General features: G+C 52.1%; 16 protein-coding genes. 9 read left to right on the top strand and 7 right to left on the bottom strand.

The window, feature by feature from the left end; all coding sequences use genetic code 11:
* Window positions 1-165: 165 nt before the first annotated feature.
* Window positions 166-522 carry a helix-turn-helix domain-containing protein gene (locus BN348_RS12970; protein WP_052446691.1) on the bottom strand — a complete coding sequence of 119 codons (357 nt, stop codon included), beginning with the start codon at window positions 520-522 and terminating at the stop codon, window positions 166-168.
* A gap of 132 nt (window positions 523-654) precedes the next feature.
* Here BN348_RS12970 and BN348_RS03915 point away from each other — a divergent pair, with 132 nt between their 5' ends.
* From BN348_RS03915 to BN348_RS03935, 5 genes are all read left to right on the top strand, one after another.
* A complete protein-coding gene (locus BN348_RS03915) occupies window positions 655-1140 on the top strand; it encodes an SLOG family protein (RefSeq protein ID WP_040196353.1) in 486 nt (161 codons plus the stop codon).
* A 91-nt stretch (window positions 1141-1231) separates the two neighbouring features.
* Window positions 1232-1645: a hypothetical protein gene (locus tag BN348_RS03920; RefSeq protein ID WP_156136405.1), complete on the top strand. Its 414-nt coding sequence runs from the start codon at window positions 1232-1234 to the stop codon at window positions 1643-1645.
* A 991-nt stretch (window positions 1646-2636) separates the two neighbouring features.
* The gene (locus tag BN348_RS03925; protein WP_040196355.1) at window positions 2637-4406 is read left to right on the top strand and encodes a bifunctional homocysteine S-methyltransferase/methylenetetrahydrofolate reductase; all 1770 of its coding nucleotides are present in this window, start codon (window positions 2637-2639) and stop codon (window positions 4404-4406) included.
* An 86-nt stretch (window positions 4407-4492) separates the two neighbouring features.
* Entirely contained in the window at window positions 4493-5290 is a 798-nt protein-coding gene (locus BN348_RS03930) for a dihydropteroate synthase (RefSeq protein ID WP_040196356.1), read from the top strand.
* 99 nt (window positions 5291-5389) lie between these two features.
* Window positions 5390-6568 carry an iron-containing alcohol dehydrogenase gene (locus tag BN348_RS03935; RefSeq protein ID WP_040196357.1) on the top strand — a complete coding sequence of 393 codons (1179 nt, stop codon included), beginning with the start codon at window positions 5390-5392 and terminating at the stop codon, window positions 6566-6568.
* Window positions 6569-6646: 78 nt separating this feature from the next.
* On the opposite strand, the gene BN348_RS03940 is transcribed toward BN348_RS03935, so the two are convergent.
* A complete protein-coding gene (locus BN348_RS03940) occupies window positions 6647-6880 on the bottom strand; it encodes a helix-turn-helix transcriptional regulator (RefSeq protein ID WP_040196419.1) in 234 nt (77 codons plus the stop codon).
* A 1233-nt stretch (window positions 6881-8113) separates the two neighbouring features.
* Complete coding sequence (gene typA / locus BN348_RS03945) at window positions 8114-9943, bottom strand: translational GTPase TypA (protein ID WP_040196358.1); 1830 nt, start codon at window positions 9941-9943, stop codon at window positions 8114-8116.
* Between the two features lie 329 nt (window positions 9944-10272).
* Here typA and BN348_RS03950 point away from each other — a divergent pair, with 329 nt between their 5' ends.
* Window positions 10273-11115 (top strand): hypothetical protein, encoded by an 843-nt coding sequence (locus BN348_RS03950; protein ID WP_040196360.1) that lies wholly within the window; start codon window positions 10273-10275, stop codon window positions 11113-11115.
* A 207-nt stretch (window positions 11116-11322) separates the two neighbouring features.
* Window positions 11323-12207, top strand: coding sequence for a hypothetical protein (locus BN348_RS03955; RefSeq protein ID WP_040196361.1), 885 nt, complete (start codon window positions 11323-11325; stop codon window positions 12205-12207).
* A gap of 70 nt (window positions 12208-12277) precedes the next feature.
* On the opposite strand, the gene BN348_RS03960 is transcribed toward BN348_RS03955, so the two are convergent.
* On the bottom strand, window positions 12278-12691 hold the full coding sequence (locus BN348_RS03960; RefSeq protein WP_040196362.1) for a YbjN domain-containing protein: 414 nt from the start codon (window positions 12689-12691) through the stop codon (window positions 12278-12280).
* 22 nt (window positions 12692-12713) lie between these two features.
* Window positions 12714-13136 (bottom strand): YbjN domain-containing protein, encoded by a 423-nt coding sequence (locus BN348_RS03965; protein ID WP_040196363.1) that lies wholly within the window; start codon window positions 13134-13136, stop codon window positions 12714-12716.
* Between the two features lie 105 nt (window positions 13137-13241).
* Here BN348_RS03965 and BN348_RS03970 point away from each other — a divergent pair, with 105 nt between their 5' ends.
* Window positions 13242-13685, top strand: coding sequence for a GNAT family N-acetyltransferase (locus tag BN348_RS03970; RefSeq protein WP_040196364.1), 444 nt, complete (start codon window positions 13242-13244; stop codon window positions 13683-13685).
* A 430-nt stretch (window positions 13686-14115) separates the two neighbouring features.
* Here the strand turns inward: BN348_RS03970 and BN348_RS03975 are convergent, their stop codons facing one another.
* Window positions 14116-17142, bottom strand: a complete 3027-nt coding sequence (locus tag BN348_RS03975) for a hypothetical protein (protein ID WP_040196365.1) — start codon at window positions 17140-17142, stop codon at window positions 14116-14118.
* A 146-nt stretch (window positions 17143-17288) separates the two neighbouring features.
* Between BN348_RS03975 and BN348_RS03980 the strand changes: the two genes are divergently transcribed.
* Window positions 17289-17534, top strand: a complete 246-nt coding sequence (locus BN348_RS03980) for a hypothetical protein (protein WP_040196367.1) — start codon at window positions 17289-17291, stop codon at window positions 17532-17534.
* A gap of 14 nt (window positions 17535-17548) precedes the next feature.
* Here the strand turns inward: BN348_RS03980 and BN348_RS03985 are convergent, their stop codons facing one another.
* Window positions 17549-18370, bottom strand: coding sequence for an undecaprenyl-diphosphate phosphatase (locus BN348_RS03985; protein WP_040196368.1), 822 nt, complete (start codon window positions 18368-18370; stop codon window positions 17549-17551).
* Between the last annotated feature and the right edge of the window lie 223 nt (window positions 18371-18593).

Below are 18593 nucleotides of genomic sequence, written 5' to 3' on the forward strand. Positions count from 1 at the left end.
TTCCCGGCACAATTGCAACCATGGGGATGTTATCTTAATTCTCAGCAAAGGCTTCGCTGGGTCCCTGCAATAAAAGGGAGATGCGTTGTGATTTCATTAGAACTTCACAACACACCTCTTTGATTGTAAATCTATTTTACATATAGTTGACGGTTCAATAACAGGTTAAAGACTATCATAGTTCTGGTCTTTAATTCTTATGAGTTTATCTAGTACTTCACTAGCATGTGAAAGTTTATCTTGATCTGAGAAATCGAGTAAAGCGGACAGAAGTTCGCTTTTTTCATTGTTTATTGGCTCATTTACGTCGGTTCCAAATATAATATAATCAAGTGAAACATACAAGTTTTGAGAAATTCTAATCAATGTATCAAGTGAAGGCTGCTGAAATGCATTTTCGATTTTTGTGTATGAACTGAAGGAAATCTCTACGATTTCAGCAAATTTCTCTTGTGTGAATCCAAGAAATGCCCGGCGGCTTTTTATTCTGCCAGCCATTGCCTTTAGTTGTTCTTTTTCCATGCAGAATCCCCCCTTTACTTATCATTTTATCAATATTATGAAATATACAACATTCTGTATTGACGAAATATTTTTATTTCTGTACAATAGAATATGTCGATTTTCACTATTACAGAAATATTGGAGGATTATATGAAAAGTCTAACATGTGCGTTTTCTGGACACAGAAACATACCAACAATAAAACTTCCCGCGATACAAAAACACCTTGAAGAAGAGATTGTACATCTCATTCATCAAGGTGTGCTGTATTTTATCGCCGGCGGTGCGCTTGGCTTCGATACGCTTTGCGCGATAACGGTACTCAGACTAAAGGGTTCTTTCCCGAAGATAAAGCTGTTGTTGGCTCTGCCATGTAAAAATCAAGCAGAGAAATGGAACAAAGCGGATGCGGAAATTTATCAGAATATTTTAAACCGGGCGGATCGGATCATCTATACTTCTCATGATTATTCACGCGGCTGCATGCACAGACGAAACCGCTATATGGCAGATCACAGTGATTATATGATCTGTTATCTGACACAGCAGACAGGGGGAACGAAATATACCGTAGACTATGCTGTAAGCAAGGGCGTGAACGTAATAAATATCTATGAATCAATCAATCAAAGCTGATGTTGCAGGAATGTATTTCATATGATAGAATGGAACAAAACGAATGGCGCCAGGTAACCATAGATTATGATGACTGCTTGGAGGTGGAATGATGAAAAGGTATAAGGTGATAGGTCTTTTTACGCTTCTTGCAATGATTATACTGGAACTTCTGCCCTTTGGCGCGGTATGCAACTTTGCCGTTGCCCCGGATTCCGGCGGCGGGACGATCAGGCAGACCTTCTCCTATTTCGATATGACCCCGTTTGGGTATGCCAATTTCGGCCCGCTCCTGACGGCTGTTTTATCCGCTGCATTTTTTCTTCTTTTTATCGTGTTCCTGTTTGCCGGCATGACAAGGAGACGCCTGAACGCCCTTTTTGGATTGTCCGTCGCGGCGGTGATAACCTCTGTTTTTCCGTTGTTTTTTGGGCTGAGCTATTATTCGCTGACAGGACTGGCGATTTCGCTTCTATTGGTGCTGATGCTTTTCATCCTTCAGCTTATGAAGAGGTATGCGGACTGATCATTCAACGAATATCCAGGCATCCTTGATGGAGAAGCCGGAAATCATCCCCTTGGATCGATTCCCTTAGTCTGTCAAAAAACGAAGAGTAACGATTTCCACACCATTCTAAGTCTGAGACCACCTGCGGTGGAGCAATCGCCTACGGCGTTCTTCGGTTGAGAAATTATTTACACAGCAGCTGTGGGAATCGGGGTACCTGAAAAGACTGTCGTAGGGAGTGTAAGCGTCCGCTGCTAGCCATTCCCAACACAAAGCCCCATCCAAACGCCGCCCGCAGGCGGCCGAAGCGGAAAGCGGGATATCAGAGGGGATTTTCAAGGGGGCCACCACCTGCGGTGGGCGCTCGGCTACGCCGCTTTTTCTGCTGCGTTGTTGTGGTGTGCTTGTCATAGGCTCTTTTTTATTTCAGTGGCGCGTAGCGCGTGCACCAGCGCAGCTGGCCCCCTTGAACGGCCTTTCTTGGTTACTTCTTTGGTCGGCAAAGAAGTAACGACCACACAGCTAAGGTCACTTGGCAGTCTAGTAAAGCCGTGTACCACAGTGGAAGTAACGACCACATTGCCAAGGTGTCTTGGTAAACATAATGACACCGTCGCATCACAGCGGTAGTAACTACCACCCCGCCAAGTGTCACTTGGTAAACAGCGAAAGACCGCTGCGTGACAGCGATAAAACTGTCACTTTATAAAATACCTTGGCAAATACGGCAAAGCCGCCGCGTCACAGCGTCACATATACCCGGCCTGTCAGAACAGCGCTTTTCACTTTTTTACAGTCTAAGGGAACCGTCCTTTTGGAGCGGTTCCCTTTCTATATCCAACGCCTTTCACATCCGCAGATGGGGGAAGAGGCGCGGCAAAAGTATCTTTGCCAGAACTTATGAATGTGCCGCAGAAAAATTTACTTTATTAACCGCAATGGATGATGTATAATAAAGAAACACACAGGCTGCGTGTCCTGGCAGCCAGGGGAGGAAAGGAGTGCTTCCATGATATTTGACAGACCCTACCTGCTGTTTGACGGCGCGATGGGTTCCTACTACGCGTCCCTGACCAATACGGACATCCCGTTCTGCGAGGTGGCGAATGCGGAGAACCCCGCGTTGATTGAGCACATCCACCGGGAATATATTGAGGCCGGCGCGCAGGCGATCAAAACCAATACCTTTTCCTGCAACACCGTTTCGCTGAATCGCAGTTTCGATGAGGTCGAGCCGCTGATTCGTGCCGGATGGATGATCGCACAGCGGGCGGTATGGGGAACCAGGGTCCATGTCTTCGCGGACATCGGGCCGGTGAGCCACGACGACGAGCTTTCCATCACCGAACAATACAGAAAAATTATCGATGTGTTTCTCGACTGCGGAGCGAAGCACTTTCTGTTTGAGACGTTCAGCGGCTACAAGCATCTGGTGCAGGCGCTCGACTATCTGAAAAAAAACTGTCCCGACGCGTTTGTGATCACTTCGTTTGCCGTCGCGCCCGACGGGTTTACGCGCAAGGGTGTGTCCGGGCACAAGATTTTACAGCGGCTTGGAAAAAATCCGAACATCGATGCGCTGGGCTTCAACTGCATCTCCGGACCGAACCATCTGCTGCAGTACATCCAAAAGCTGGATTGGGGAGACCGGCCGTTCTCGGTCATGCCGAACGCGGGCTACCCGATCGTGACCAATGAACGCACGGTCTTCAACAACAACCCATCCTACTTCGCGATGAAGATGCTGGAAATCCAGAAGCAGGGCGTCTTTTTCCTGGGCGGATGCTGCGGCACCACGCCGGAGCACATCCGGCAGACCGCAAGGCTGCTGCGCGAGGAAAGCACCGGACAGGCCGTGTCAGGTCAGCCGGTCATCTATGTCGATCACCAGCCGGAATCCGAAAACGCGTTGCTTCGAAAGCTCAAAGCGGGCGTCAAGCCGGTTGCGGTCGAATTGGACCCGCCCGCGGACACCGATATCTCATTCATCCTGCGCGCGTCGCGGGAACTCAAAGAGCAGGGCGCGGACGTCATCACAGTCGCCGACTGCCCGATTGCACGGGCCAGGGTGGACAGCTCGGTGCTAGCCATCAAGATCGCGCGGGAAATCGGCATCGACACCCTGCCGCATATGGCCTGCCGCGACCGCAACACCAACGCGACCAAGGCGCTTCTGCTGGGCCTTTCGGTCGAGAAGATCAGCAACGTGCTGATCGTGACCGGCGACCCGATTTCACAGGCCGACCGCGGCGAGGTCAAAGGGGTGTTCAATATGAATTCCAGCGTGCTCGCCTCGTTTATCACCGATCTTAACAGGACGATCTTTTCCCATAACCCGTTCTTCCTGATCGGCGCGCTGAATGTCAACGCCGCGAACTTTGAAGCGGAGCTCAAGCGCGCAAAGCTCAAGGAGGAACGCGGGGTACAGGCTTTCTTTACACAGCCCGCCTTCACCGACCGTGCATTTGAGAACCTGCGGATGGCGAAGGAGTGCCTGAACGCCTACCTCTTCGGCGGCATCATGCCGATTGTCAGCTACAAGAGCGCCTGCTTCATCGCAAACGAGATTGCGGGCATGGAACTGACGGAGGAGATCATCGCGCTGTATGAGGATAAGACGCGCGAGGAGTGCGCCGAGATCGCCGTCAGTTTGTCGCTGTCCAACGCGAAGCGCATGAAGGATATGGTCGACGGATACTACTGCATCACGCCGTTTAAGCGTTCCGATATCATGGGCGAAATCGTCCGGGCTTTGAAGGCGCGGGAATATCAGGAATGACCCCCGCCGCAAAGCGGGATGAACCGGCAGGATGCGTGGTACAGGTCCATCAGCCACCGGATAAATGAAATGGAGGAATAACAGACATGATCATCATCGGAGAAAAACTCAATAGTTCCATTCCAAGTGTACATCGGGCATTCGAAGAACGGGATGCTTCCTATATCAAGCAGATGACGGCTAAGCAGATCGACTGCGGCGCGGACTATCTGGACGTCAACGCGGGCGTTTTCCTTGAAAAAGAAGTGGAAACATTGCTCTGGGCCATCTCGCATGTGCTGGAGGAAGCGCCGGATGCGCGGCTGATGATCGATTCCCCAAGCCCGGCCGCGGTCAAAGAGGTGCTGAAGGTCTATCACGACAACGAGGTGATCGTCAATTCGATCACACTCGAGGAAGACCGGCTCCCGGTGCTCGAGACGGTCTGTGAATACGGCACCGGCATCGTTGCGCTGCCGATCGATGAAAACGGCATCCCGCAGACGGCTGAAGAGCGGCTGGAGGTCTCCGAGCGGCTGATCCATATGCTGCGCGGCGCGGGCATTGCGGACGATCGCATCTATCTGGATATTCTGGTGCAGGCGATCTCCTCCGACCATATGGCAGGGCTGGAAACCCTCAAATCGGTCAAGCTGCTCCGGGAGCATTTCCCGGATGTGCACCTGACCGGCGGGCTATCGAACATCTCGTTCGGACTGCCGGGCCGCGCCTACATCAACGCGGCGTTCCTGGCAAGCGCGATCACGATGGGCCTGGACAGCGCCATCACCGACGTGACGAACAATTCCATCCGGTTTGCCATCCAGTCCGCCCTGCTGATCAATGGACAGGATGAATACTGCATGAACTATATCGAGCAGTACCGCGATGTATTCGACGATTGATCCGTTCTTTCCGGCTTCCGGGAAACACAGACCGGCAAAACCATTTTACAGTTCAATGGCTTGACCATATCATCTTACAGACAAAAAGGAGTGTATCATATGCTGAACTTTGAGTATTACAACCCGGCCCGCATCCTGTTTGGAAAAGGGGAGGAAAGACAGGCAGGCAGACAGGCAGCGCGGTACAGCGCAAAAAAACGCATCCTGCTGCATTACGGCTCCGGCAGCATCAAACGCAACGGCGTCTATGACAGGGTGGTGGCATCCCTTAAGGAAGAGGATATCTTCTTTGTGGAGCTGCCCGGCGTCGTGCCGAACCCGCGCTACAGCTTGGCGCAGAAGGGCATCCAGCTCTGCCGGGAGAACGATCTCGACTTCATCCTTGCGGTCGGCGGCGGCAGCGTCATCGATTCGGCCAAGTGCATCGCGCTCGGCACGCACTATCAGGGCGATGTCTGGGATTATTATCTCGACAACGGCAAGCCGGTCGAGCATGATGTGCTCGGCGTTGGCTGCGTGCTGACCATTCCGGCAGCCGGTTCGGAATCCTCGACCGGCAGCGTCATCACAAGGGAAGAGGGGCTGCTCAAACGCTCCTATGACGGCGAGGTGCTGATCCCTAAATTTTCGGTGCTAAACCCGGAAACCACCTTCACCCTGCCGGATTACCAGACCGCCTGCGGCGCGTCGGACATCCTGGCGCACCTCATGGAACGCTACTTCACGCAGGTTCCCCATGTCGATGTGACCGACCGCCTGCTTGAAGCGGATATGAAAACCATCCTGTACAATGCGCCGGTTGCGCTCAGGGAACCGGACAACTATGACGTCCGCGCGGAAATCATGTGGGCCGGCACGATCGCCCACAACAATCTGCTGAACACCGGCCGCGTCGGCGACTGGGGCTCGCACAACATCGAGCATGAACTCAGCGGCATCTATGACATTGCGCACGGCGCGGGCCTTTCGATTGTCTTCCCGGCGTGGATGAAGTATGTATACAAGGACAACATCGACAAGTTTGTACAGTTCGCGGTACGGGTCTTCGATGTGCAGCTTCCGTTTGAGGACAAGGAGCGCATTGTATGGGAGGGCATCCGCCGGCTGGAAGCATGGTATCAGTCCATGGGCCTGCCCATCCGTTTGTCGGATGCGAACATTCCCGGCGACCGTCTGGAAGAGATGGCGAAGAAATCGGTTCTGCACTGCGAGCATGTCGGCCATTTCAAGAAGCTGTATGCCGAGGACGTGCATGAGATTTTGAAACTGGCACTGTAGTTTTTATATCATAAACAAGTGCGCCGTGATGTATGGAAATGAACATCACGGCGCACTTTCATTATATGGAGATATAGGTCATAGATTGAGGTCGAGCAGTTTGTCTATATTGATCTCAAGCGCACGGGATATCTTGAGCACCAATTCAAGAGATGGCGCGTGACTTGATTTGGGGGATTCAATGCTGCTCAGATGTGTTCTGCTGATGCCCAACGTTTCAGCGAACTGCTCCTGCGTAAGCCCCTTCATTTTACGGTAATATGCAATATTTAATCCAAGCTGAACAAACTGCCGGTTGTCTTTTCTTCTCATTTCTATCACCATAAATAGTATAAACGATTAGACACTTCCAGTACACAATCCCCAATCTGACATTTGCAAACCGCCGCGCGACAATCAGAATATTTCTGATTTGAGATGCGTTACATAGAAAGTTTTCTTAATATATATCCTATCAGATTTTAAAACGGCACTTTAGTGATCTTTCACTAAAAGGTATATTTTCATAAATATTTTATCATTCAATCGGGGTGACTTTAAGGGGATATAGTCCTCCGTCTATAAAAATGACAGCCTATCCGGGAATTTTCCCGGACGGGCTGTCGGCATACTGAAAAAGTGGAGTGTTTTCTATTGTTTGTGGGGCAGATCTGACTGGTGGCTGTTGTACCACTGCAGCGCAGTGGTTTTACTTTGTTAGCCAAGTGACACTCGGCAGTGTGGTCGTTACTTCTTTGCGCGGCCAAAGAAGTAACCAAGAAAGGCCGTTCAAGGGGGCCATACAGTGTGCCGCTCCTAGCCAGATGGCCCCCTTGAAAATCCCCTCAGATATCCCTATTTCTGCTTCGGCCGCCTGCGGGCGGCGTATTGCTTTTGGCAGGGTGGTTGGGCATAGCTAGCAGCGGACGCTTCTCCGGTTACTGGCTTCTCTCATGGTACCCCAATACCTTGGCTGGTTCGTGAATTGACACTGATTCTTGTGGATTTGCATCGATCATGGATATATCACGATTCTTCGAAGAAACATCTTACAGGAAGTCTACAGGGATTCAACTTTCTAAGACAGGCACGTCGGGCAACCATCCTGTTTATTTAGAGCACAAAACAAAACCTTTACCATACAGCATAGAATAGATCACTATGCTGATGGATTCTGAATACAGGGCGAGTGGAATATATAGATATAACCGCCAGAATAACGGACGTTCGAACCCAGCAAACGCTGAGCTTTCTTGCCCCGCTGAGAAGTGGACGGGCAGAGGGGGAATCCAAAGGGGGAATGACGTCCATACTGACTGTACCGAAGCGGCATTCCCCCTTTGGCGGCCTTTCTTGGTTCTTCTTTGGCCGTGCAAAGAAGAACATCCACTTTGCCAAGCGGTACTTGGTAACCACAGCCTGGCCGCTGAGTTTGAGCGAAGCAATAACCAATCATCCGAAACGATTTGAATATATAAAGATGAAGAACCCTCTATATCGGCGTTTTTGAAAAACGAAACAGCCCGTCCGAATACTCTTGGACGGGCTGTCATAGTATAAAAGCGTTTACGCTTCTTTATTCTTCTTGCTGTTGGCCTTGGCGCGCAGCTGGTTGTTGAGGATGCGCTTTCTCAGCCGCAGGTTGTTCGGCGTGACCTCGACCAGCTCATCGTCCGCGATGAACTCCAGTGCCTGTTCCAGGCTCAGTATTCTCGGCGGCACCAGGCGGAGCGCTTCGTCGCTGCCGGATGCGCGCATGTTCGTGACATGCTTCTTCTTGCAGACGTTGACCACAAGGTCTTCGGCCTTCGGGCTTTGTCCGACGATCATGCCCTCATAGACCGGCACGCCTGCGCCGATGAACAGCGCGCCGCGGTCCTGCGCGTTGTAAAGGCCGTAGGTGACCGATTCGCCGCTCTCCCATGCGATCAGGGAACCGGTGGCGCGTCTCGGGATGTCGCCCTTATACGGCTCATATCCGTAGAACACCGTGTTCAGGATGCCTTCGCCCTTGGTTTCGGTCAGAAACTCGTTGCGGTAGCCAAACAGGCCGCGGGATGGAATCAAAAATTCCAGACGCATACGGCTGCCCTGCGGGGTCATATGCTGAAGCTCCGCTTTGCGCTGTCCCATCTGCTCCATGACCGATCCGACCGATTCCTCCGGCACATCGACCAGCAGGCGCTCGATCGGTTCGAGCAGAACGCCTTCCTTCTTCTTGTACAGGACGTGCGGTGTGCTGACCTGGAATTCGTAGCCCTCGCGCCGCATCGTCTCGATCAGGATGGACAGATGCATCTCGCCGCGGCCGGCGACCCGGAAGCTGTCGGCCGTCTCGCCCTCATGCACGCGCAGGGAGACATCTTTGAGCAGCTCCTTCGAAAGCCGTTCGCGCAGATGGCGGGAGGTGACGAACTTGCCGTCGCGTCCGGCAAACGGGGAGTCATTGACCGAGAAGGTCATCTCGACGGTCGGCGCGCTGATCTTGACAAACGGCAGCGGCTCCACACAGTCGGTGTCGCAGATCGTCTCGCCGATCGTGACGTTCTCGACGCCGGAAACACAGACGATGTCGCCGACCGTGGCGGTTTCGGTTGCGACGCGCTCAAGTCCGTCAATCTGATAGACATTGACGACCTTTCCCTTATAGGGGTCCTTGTGGCCGTGATAATCGGCGACCATGACCTCCTGATTCTGCCGGATGGTGCCGCGCTCAATGCGTCCGATCGCGATGCGTCCGACATATTCGTTGTAATCGATGGAGGAAACGAGCATCTGCAGCTTTTCCTCCGGTTCGCCTTCGGGAGCCGGGATGTAGTCGATGATCAAATCCAGCAGCGGCGTTAAGTCGGTGCCCTCGATGTTCGGGGAGACGGATGCCGTGCCGTCGCGTCCCGAGCAGTAGATGATCGGGCTGTCGAGCTGCTCCTCCGAAGCATCCAGGTCCAGAAGCAGTTCGAGCACCTCGTCGCCGATCTCGCCGAGCCTTGCGTCCGGCCGATCGATCTTGTTGACGACGACGATGATTTTATGGCCAAGCTCCAGCGCCTTCTGCAGAACAAAGCGGGTCTGGGGCATCGGGCCTTCAAAAGCGTCCACCAGCAGCAGTACGCCGTTTACCATTTTGAGAATGCGTTCCACCTCGCCGCTGAAGTCGGCATGTCCCGGCGTGTCGACGACATTGATCTTGACGTCCTTATAGGTGACGGAGGTGTTCTTGGCCAGGATGGTGATGCCGCGTTCGCGTTCCAAATCTCCGTTATCCATCACACGGTCCGCGACGACCTGGTTTTCACGGAAGGTGCCGCCCTGTTTAAGCATTTCATCAACAAGGGTGGTCTTGCCATGGTCGACGTGGGCGATGATGGCTACGTTGCGTAAATCTTCTCTAATCAAATTTCATGACTCCCTTTTTATTTTATATCTTATCCATTATACATCGAAACATAGGGATTTTCTATCATTTTTGTGATTTCTTCAGTTTTTCATAACCTTTGCCGGAACCATTTTTTCCTTTTTGTATAGTTTACACACATGAAAAAAAACTGTTTTTAATTTGAAAACAGTGTGGATGCAATCTTGACGAAGCTCTCATTTCCCCGTATACTATATTGGATAGAATGGAAAAATAGCCTGTAACGGCCCTGTTGCAGGGACAGGCTTTGATGAAAGCATCCGCTGCGGCGGATCACATGAATTTAAGACGAGAAAAGGAAGTACCCATCATGAATATGAAAAAAATCCTGACCGTGCTGCTGGCATGCAGCTTTATCTTTGTATTTGCCGCCTGCGGCGCGAACAAGGAAGCCGAGATGCAGAACCGCACCGAACTGACCGAGGTGGACGCGCAGGAATTCATCAAGGAAGTCGAGCAGGTCAATAAAAACGGCAAGATCACGGCCTATCATACGGTTGTAAACGATCCGACCAACAAGGTCAAGGACCTTTTGACCGGCAAGAAAAACAAGGTGCATTTCGTTTCCAACGGGGACGGCACCTTCCAGCTCTACGCCAGCATCAAGGACACCCTGCGCTATGACGGCGTGGCAAATGAGCCGTTTGAGTTCTACTATACCGGCGAGGAGTACGCCGAGATCTATGAAAAAATCCGGCAGCAGTATCCGGTCGGCAACTTTGACTTGGTCAAATCGATCGCACGGGTCATCGGTGTCCCAAGCCTGACGCTTGACCCGGATTTCTTTAAGGATGTCAAGGTCTATCAGACCGAAAACGGCGGTTATCATCTGGAATTTACGTTTGACGTCACCTCTCTGAACAACACGGTTACGGCGACGATCAGTTTCAATAAGGACAAGATTGCGCAGTGGGCAACCATCCAGGAGGATGCCACGGTCACCGTCGGCGACAACGATGAGAAGCAGACCCGTACGATTGTCACCACGCTGGAGTTCAGCAAGATCAATCAGGTGCCGGAGCTGACCCTACCAACCTGGTATGAGGGTATGGATGAGTCCTCGAAGAATACCGCGTCCGAAACTTCGGGCGCAGCATCCTCCAAAACACAGGAAAGCTCCGCGGCATCCGGGGAGAGCTCTTCAGCGGAATAACACGCATACAACATGCATCATAGGCGGAAAGCGTGAAGCGTATGTCCGATCATTCTGCCAGCGGAAAGAATTATAAGGTTCGCAGTGTTGTTAAAGCTGCATGACGGCCCGGCCCACAGCAGATGGGAAAGCGGCTTAGACCCATCCATACGGATATTGCCATGAAAAAGCTTCTGTCTGCATGCAGTATTGAGGAGAAAAAACAATATGATTTTTTCAAAAAAAGACGGAATGATTGATACCAGGCCGACCGCGGCAAGCTGGCCAAAACGGATATTTGAGCTTTCTGATGTGCCGGAACGCTTTCTGCCCGCGCTGCGTCCATGGCTCGACAGGGGACTGGAGCCGGCACAGATGATCTTCGTTCCCCGTGTGCAGCACTGGCTGACCGTCATACCGGAAAGTCTGCTTTTCCGGTTTGAACAGGAGGTGGTGTTTGTAGAGCGCGGCGGAGAGGATGTTCTGGTCATCGAGCAGAAGGATGTACTGGTTGTCCGGCACTATATGGAGCTGCTGAAATGCCAGATGTCCATCCTTTACCGGCAGGACGGCGAGATCAGGCGCAAAAGCCTCAGTTACAGCCGGATGTCCGACGATCTGATGGTTGAGATCTACAACACCCTGCTTGGGAACCCGCCCGAATATGCGCCGAATCTGTTCCTGCATGACAACACCGCATGCGAGCGGCTGTTTACCGAAAGCTACATGATGTACAACTTTGGAAAGCTGTGCTACCGGCTCAGCGACCATGTGGAAAGCTTCTTCTGGCAGCGGCGGAAAAAACAGGGGCTGTCAAAGTTCATGAAATCAAAGGCCGATCCGGAAAACCTCGTGGTCTGCATGACCGACGGCATCTCGATGGTCAACGCGGATTTCTACGGGTTTGAAGCGGTGCATCTTCCGTGGAAAAGCGTACAGGATGTGTCGTTTGCGGAAGCTGAGGATAAAGCGCCGGCGGTTCTGTCCATTCAAACGGCGGCAAAGAGGTGCTATACCATCCCGATAGAACCCGGCAGGGAGGATGAAGCCCAGCGTTTTCAGCTGTTTATCCGGCGTTACCGGGATGAGTCTGTGGATCTATCGGTATCATAATAAAAATAAAACGGTATAGCATCCAGCTATACCGTTCATTTTATAATGGCGTATCCAGTAAAATCGGGAATCAGGCCCAGACGGCTTTCATCAGGGCGGGATACAGGTCCGCGGCAATGCTGATCATCCTCAGCATCAGCTGCATGGCTAGATCGCCGACATTGCCGGGGGTGACAAGCGAGTCGGCCCGCATGACAATTTCGCTGTTGCGGTCAATGTAGCAGGTGATCCAGCGATATTTCCTATTAAATTCGTTGAGTGTCTGCAGTAGGCCGTCGGTGACCTCCTTGACCATGCAGAGGTTCCGGGCATGGATGCAGATGGACTGGTCGTCCACATTTGTGATGACCGCCAGGCGCAGGACGACATTGGTGTCCTTGATCTGCTGCTGAAACAGAAGCACCTGCTGTTCGTCTCCGGTAACCTGATGGCCCACCTTTTTTTCGGTGAAAAATTTATGTAATCTTTCCGAATATAAGTTCATGAAAAGCTTCTCCTTCCTTTGTTTATTCCTGGGATTCCTTTGCGAATTCTTTCAGTTTGGGATAGACCAGATTGGCAAGGCCCGCCGCGCGTCCGATCAGCTGCAGACAAACGTCCCCGACATTGCTTTCGGTGACATTGGAGTCGGCGAGCAGGGTGATCTGGTTGTCGTTGTCGACATAGAAGGAGATCCAGCGGTAATCCCGGTTAAACTCGTTGAGAAGCTCCAGCAGCTTGCGGCCGGACTCTTTGACGGCACAGAGGTTTTTGGCATAGATCGAGATCGAACTGTCCTCAGGTTTTGTCACAACCAGAAATTTTAAGATGACATCGCTGTCTTTGATTCTCTGCGGCAGGATGAACGCTTCTTCTTCTTTTCCCGTCTGAGTATAATGAAGGCCTTTTTCATCGAAAAAAGCACGCAGATTGCTTGCAAGATTATTCATATAGTAGCCCCTTTCAATTGGATATATATCAAGTTTAACATATTTTTATACGTTTTTCAACGTTGTTTTGATAAAAACTGATGAGAATTTAGAAAGGAGAGCACCATGATCCGAGATTTTATGGAAAAGGACCGGGAGGAGTACATCCGCCTGTCGGATGCGTTCTATCATTCCTCCGCGGTGCTGCATGCGATTCCCAGAGAAAATTTTGAGGAGACCTTCCGGCAGATCATGCACAAAAATCCCTATGCGAGGGGGCTTATCATCGAGCATGAAGGCAAAACGGCAGGCTATGCGCTGCTGGCGCTGACCTACTCCAATGAGGTTGCCGGGCTGGTTGTCTGGCCGGAGGAGGTCTATATCGACCCGGCGTTTCAGGGGCACGGGCTTGGCACCGAGCTGTTTTGTTTCCTTGAGAAAGAATATGAGGGCCGGGTCAAGCGGTTTCGTTTAGAGGTGACATCGGTCAACGAGGGCGCTATCCGGCTGTATAAAAAGCTGGGCTATGAATCCTTCGACTATCTGCAGATGGTGAAAGACTACGATTGATATGGATTCTGTACCATGATCAATAGACGTCATAAAGATAAGAAGCGCCCTTCAAATTTGAAGGGCGCTTCTTATGTTTTGCCGAATAACCGCGTGTATCAGACTGTATTATCATATGTTTGGCAGGGCGGCCGCTGGGCTGCTGCGGTTCAGCATACGGTATGTGCCCAGGTGATTTGGCTGCGCAGTGATGGTGCCGTCGTATCTCAGCAGTTTTATTTCGTTTGCCAGGATGCTTTGTTAAGGCGGTTACGGTACTGCTCTGTACCGGCAGACCGGCGGTTTCCAAGCTGCAATTGTCTGAGTGGTCGTTGTACCGCTGAGATACAGCAGCCCTAGGTATCTATCAATTACCGGAAGATAAAAAATCTGATGTGAAATTTGCCGATGCCTGTAAAAAGATCATTGTGCGGCGGATGATCCTGCATGGTTAAACGGATAAGCTGTCTCCATAAAATCCGATCTCACAGATGGTGCGGCTGTTGTACTTTACAATGTGCAGCGACTGTGTTTCTACCGGCTCCGCAAAGTCAAAATAGAAGAGCTTTCCATTGCCGATAAGCTCATCGGAAACCAGCAGTTCGCCGGTTTCGTTGTTGTAAATCTCGAATTTGCCGGCATTGGTTCCCCATCCGGCATAGATCGCGGCGCATGATATGGCGCTTCGTTCTTCGAGCGTCACCACCGCATCGAACGGGAACGTCGAGCCGCTTCCCCAGATGTTTGAAAAGTTGGATTTGAATGAAGAGGCCTTGCTGATGGATTCACGGTCAGTTTCAGGAAGAAGCTCCTGTTCGTCATGCAGAGCGGCAAACGCCCGTTCGATGGGCGCGTGGTTGCCGGAATAGCTCTCAGAAAGTGCGCCGAGCCGCGAATCGGCAATGGCAAGCCGCGGATGCGAGATGGTGGACGGTGAGCCGATCTCGCCCGGTACAGATGGGACATCCACGCCGATTTTGCGGTCTGCCGGATATCCGTAGAAGGCCAGCTCGTTGAGCTTGGCGTCGTCGTATTTGACAATGCGTATCCGGTTCGTGCGGATCGATTCGTCCGTCAGAGGGGTGAGCACCCAGGTGTTATAGGAATCGAGCGCTGAAGTGAAAATCAGGTCGCCTGAGACGTCGTCATAGATTTCCAGCTTCCCGGTGCTGTAGCTGTCATAGATGCCGACATAGGTGATGGTGTAATAATCGTCAAAGGTGAGCACACAGTCGTAAGGGTAGGCCCGATCCTTGTGTACCGCGGGGCCGGCCATCTCAGTGGCCGGTTTCTGAGCGGTCTTGACCCAGGGCGTCGCGGCGGTTGTTTCGGGATTCTGCTCGTCAAACAGATGGCAGAACTGATTCAGCATGAAGTTGTCCGCACTGGGCGTCTCACCGTTCGCAAGGTTGATCACTTCGTGGTTGTCGAAGGTAACTGTGTCCCTGCTGCCGTTCCGCTCGCCAAGGCGCATCTGCTGCACATGGATGAGCTGCTGCGGATAGTGGTCGAAGGCGACGTCCTCGTCGCTTACCTTCAGGAATACCGGCGTTTCGGTTACATCCAGAGATACGGTCCCTGATGTTATAGGCAGGAACTGTTTTTCTCCTTCCTTGACGCCGTAAGCCGGGGTGACGAGCGTCGCTTTATGGTGTTCCCCAACCGATAGCTGGTAGTCCGGAACCGTGCTGCCGTCGGCTGTCGGCGACCAGACCGCGTAAATTGTCTCAGAGCTGCTGCGGTCGCGGTAGGTGTAGACATATACGTCGTCGCTCTCCTGTACATCGACCAGATCCGCATTCTGCAGCGTCTCGGTGGCGGCGGATACATAGTACCAGGATGTTTTTTTATCCCAGTCGCCCTTGCCGGTTGTCAGTCCGCTGTTGTAGTAGACGCCGCTCCACTCGTCGCGCAGCATGAACATCGACATCCTGTCAAGCCCCTCGCGCTCGCCGACCAGGAAGGCGCGCAGCAGCCGCTGGGCGCGCGCTTCGGCATAGGCCTCGTTGTCATGGTTGTCCACGCCGCTGATCTGCTTGTCGGATGCGATGACGTCGAATTCCGAAAGCCAGACCTCCCGGCCGGGCGCGTTTTGTTCGGTCCACTCGACGATATCGCGGGCATGCTCCCGGAAATTCGACCGTTCCGGCGCCTCCTCATCGGTGATGTAATCGTGGTAGTTGATCACATCGCAGGCAAACTGCCCGTCCGAGCGGTTGTGGTCGAACCAGTTCTTCATCAGGGAAAGATAGCGGGTCGCCTTCGAGCCGCCGGCAAGGCCGCCCATGGCAAGCTTGAAGTTCTCATCGGCCGTCTTGACGCCGCCGTTTTGGATGCGTCCCTCGTCGCCGTCATAGTCAGCGCTGAGCATCGCCGCATACTCGTACGGATGGAAATAGCTGTCCTTGGTCTCCCAGGTCTTATCCTGCTCGTTCCAGGATTCCACAGTGTTCAGATAGCCAAGGCCAACCTGCACATCGCCGTCCGCGACATTCAGCGTAGCTTGATCGACGTCCGGGTTGCTGCCGTAGCGGGCCGCAAAGTTGTACATCGCGTTGCTGTGCAGCGCGTAGGAGGATGGATCCAGCGTGTCGGCGCCGTCCGCAATCGGAATGGTATTTTTGATTTTGCTGAAGTCCTCGCCTTCAAGCTGGAAGGCCGGACAGGTCATCTGCATGCAGGGAATGACCGAAACGCCCATCGACTGCAGGGTCTGATAATAACGGTCCTTGTTCACGATGCTGTTGAAGGAGTGCGCGCCGTCCTTGCCGGTCATCCAGCTCCAGTTGTAGTATTCGCGCACATTGCCGAGCGCCGCGAGGGCGGTATACGGGTCGTCGCAGAAGGCGTTCGCGCCGATTTTCTGCCCGGAGGTCAGGTTTTCAGGCTGTGAATCCGCCGGTTTGGGCTGGGTCTTGATGAAATCGCTGTCATCCAGCTCGCGCACCTTATAGCCGTACAGGCCGATTTCATTGATGCCGGTATCCGAGCTTTGGGAAACGACGCGCAGGTAACGCGTCGGGGTACCCTGGTCAACATGTGAGACGCGGTAGGAATTGTAGTAGTTGGTCGGCAGGTTTCCAAGCATCTTCCATGCGAACGGCTCCCCGTAAAACACATCCACGGTCGGCGCGCCGTTCATGTCCATATAGCCGATATCGGTGATCACGTAGTAGGCACCCAGATCAATGTAGAAGCTGGGCTGTCCCCATTGGATGATATAGTTCGGCTGCCAGGTCTTCCCGGCAATTTTGATGTTTGCCTTTTCCGGCGTTTCGGGAAGCTCGTCCTGGGAGTCGAACAGGATGGCCCCGCCGCGTTTGGTGTGATCGACATGGGAGATGCTCTCATCGACAATGGTGAACGTTTGGGCATCCAGTTTTATGGACGTTTGCTGCTGCGGCTGTATGGCCGAAACACCCAGGCCGGATGACAGAAGCGCCGCGGTCAGAAGCAGCGCCAATGGTTTGCGTTTCATTTTTATGTCCTCCTGATTATAAAATGGGATATAAGTCCATCATACAGATTAAAATGGACAAAGTCAATCAAATATTCCCTGAAAACCAGGTAAAATACGTCTTTTTTCAAAGAGATGGACATCCTTTCAGACAGGGAGTGTTTTGAATGGAAGATATGGAAGTATGTGTTTTTATCTTTATGAAGGCAAAAGGAGTCAAGGAGAAAAAGCTTTCATTATCCATCTCTTTTCCAGATAAAAATATGGATATAATGACCAAAAGGAATAGAGCCTATAAAGGGATGACCGCAATGCTGTTACAACGGATTGGCATATCCTATCGATACGAATTTCTGAAAAATCATGGTTCTATGCAAAAAGGTGCATCGACTTCAGCCGATGCACCTTTTTAAAGATATGGATGATGTCAGACGAGCAGGAAATACCCCAGTATCAAAGCTCCTAACACAATGCGGTACCAGCCGAATACCTTAAAGTCGTGTTTCTTGATGTATCCCATCAGGAACTTGATGGCCGCAATCGAGACAAAGAATGCGACGATCATGCCGACGAGCAGGATGACCAGTTCACTGCCGGTGAAGCTGAAGCCGAATTTCAGCAGGTTGATCAGGCTGGAGCCGAACATCGCGGGGATGGCGAGGAAGAAGGTGAACTCCGCCGCGGTCGGGCGGGAGATGCCGATCAAAAGCGCAGCGACAATGGTCGCGCCGGAACGGGAGGTTCCTGGAAAAGCCGCCGCGATCATCTGAAAAATGCCGATAAAGAACGCGGCGCGGTAGGTGATGCCTGAAATGGCGGTTACCCTGGGATGCTTGCCGCGGTTCATATGCTCGACAACGAGGAACAGCACGCCGAACAGGATCAGCATGATGGCGACTGTCATATAGTTATAGAAAAATTCGTTCAGCTTGTCCTCCCAGATGCCGATGATGGCGGCAGGGATGGAGGCGACGACAATTTTGAACCACATGGAGAATTTTGGCTTATCCATATGCACGCCGTTCTCATAACGGAAGGGGAACAGCTTCTTCCAGTACAGGACCACGACCGCCAGAATGGCGCCGAGCTGTACGACCACGAGGAACATCTCCCAGAACGCAGGACTGACCTTCAGCGGAAAGAATTCATTGAGCAGGATCATATGGCCGGTACTGCTGATCGGCAGCCATTCGGTGATGCCCTCGACAATTCCGAAGACGATTGCCTTGATGATTTCAATAAAGTCCATAGCTTCACTCCTTGCAAAGATAAGTACAGGATGTAGTTTCAGCCGCAGGCCGAATGGAATTGACAGGGCCGCGGCCGGAACATAACAGTTTTTATTTTACCATGATTCTGTGAAGATTCCGACAAGGATATGAAAATTCCTGTTTCGGTATCGTTATTTTTACGAGGTGACACGATGAAAGTCTGCAGCAGGGGTGCAAAACTCAAAACAGCCTGTTTTTAGG

It is taken from the genome of Candidatus Soleaferrea massiliensis AP7, from assembly GCF_000820765.1.
Taxonomy (GTDB): Bacteria; Bacillota; Clostridia; order Oscillospirales; family Ruminococcaceae; genus Soleaferrea; species Soleaferrea massiliensis.

Excerpts from the sequence above, each read along its gene's own strand:
- BN348_RS03935 (WP_040196357.1), top strand. The coding sequence starts at position 5,390 with ATGCTGAACTTTGAGTATTACAACCCGGCCCGCATCCTGTTTGGAAAA.
- BN348_RS03930 (WP_040196356.1), top strand. The coding sequence starts at position 4,493 with ATGATCATCATCGGAGAAAAACTCAATAGTTCCATTCCAAGTGTACAT.
- BN348_RS03975 (WP_040196365.1), bottom strand. The coding sequence starts at position 17,142 with ATGAAACGCAAACCATTGGCGCTGCTTCTGACCGCGGCGCTTCTGTCA.
- BN348_RS03950 (WP_040196360.1), top strand. The coding sequence starts at position 10,273 with ATGAATATGAAAAAAATCCTGACCGTGCTGCTGGCATGCAGCTTTATC.
- BN348_RS12970 (WP_052446691.1), bottom strand. The coding sequence starts at position 522 with ATGGAAAAAGAACAACTAAAGGCAATGGCTGGCAGAATAAAAAGCCGC.
- BN348_RS03960 (WP_040196362.1), bottom strand. The coding sequence starts at position 12,691 with ATGAACTTATATTCGGAAAGATTACATAAATTTTTCACCGAAAAAAAG.
- BN348_RS03970 (WP_040196364.1), top strand. The coding sequence starts at position 13,242 with ATGATCCGAGATTTTATGGAAAAGGACCGGGAGGAGTACATCCGCCTG.
- BN348_RS03925 (WP_040196355.1), top strand. The coding sequence starts at position 2,637 with ATGATATTTGACAGACCCTACCTGCTGTTTGACGGCGCGATGGGTTCC.
- BN348_RS03920 (WP_156136405.1), top strand. The coding sequence starts at position 1,232 with ATGAAAAGGTATAAGGTGATAGGTCTTTTTACGCTTCTTGCAATGATT.
- BN348_RS03915 (WP_040196353.1), top strand. The coding sequence starts at position 655 with ATGAAAAGTCTAACATGTGCGTTTTCTGGACACAGAAACATACCAACA.
- BN348_RS03940 (WP_040196419.1), bottom strand. The coding sequence starts at position 6,880 with ATGAGAAGAAAAGACAACCGGCAGTTTGTTCAGCTTGGATTAAATATT.
- BN348_RS03965 (WP_040196363.1), bottom strand. The coding sequence starts at position 13,136 with ATGAATAATCTTGCAAGCAATCTGCGTGCTTTTTTCGATGAAAAAGGC.
- BN348_RS03985 (WP_040196368.1), bottom strand. The coding sequence starts at position 18,370 with ATGGACTTTATTGAAATCATCAAGGCAATCGTCTTCGGAATTGTCGAG.
- BN348_RS03955 (WP_040196361.1), top strand. The coding sequence starts at position 11,323 with ATGATTTTTTCAAAAAAAGACGGAATGATTGATACCAGGCCGACCGCG.
- BN348_RS03980 (WP_040196367.1), top strand. The coding sequence starts at position 17,289 with ATGGAAGATATGGAAGTATGTGTTTTTATCTTTATGAAGGCAAAAGGA.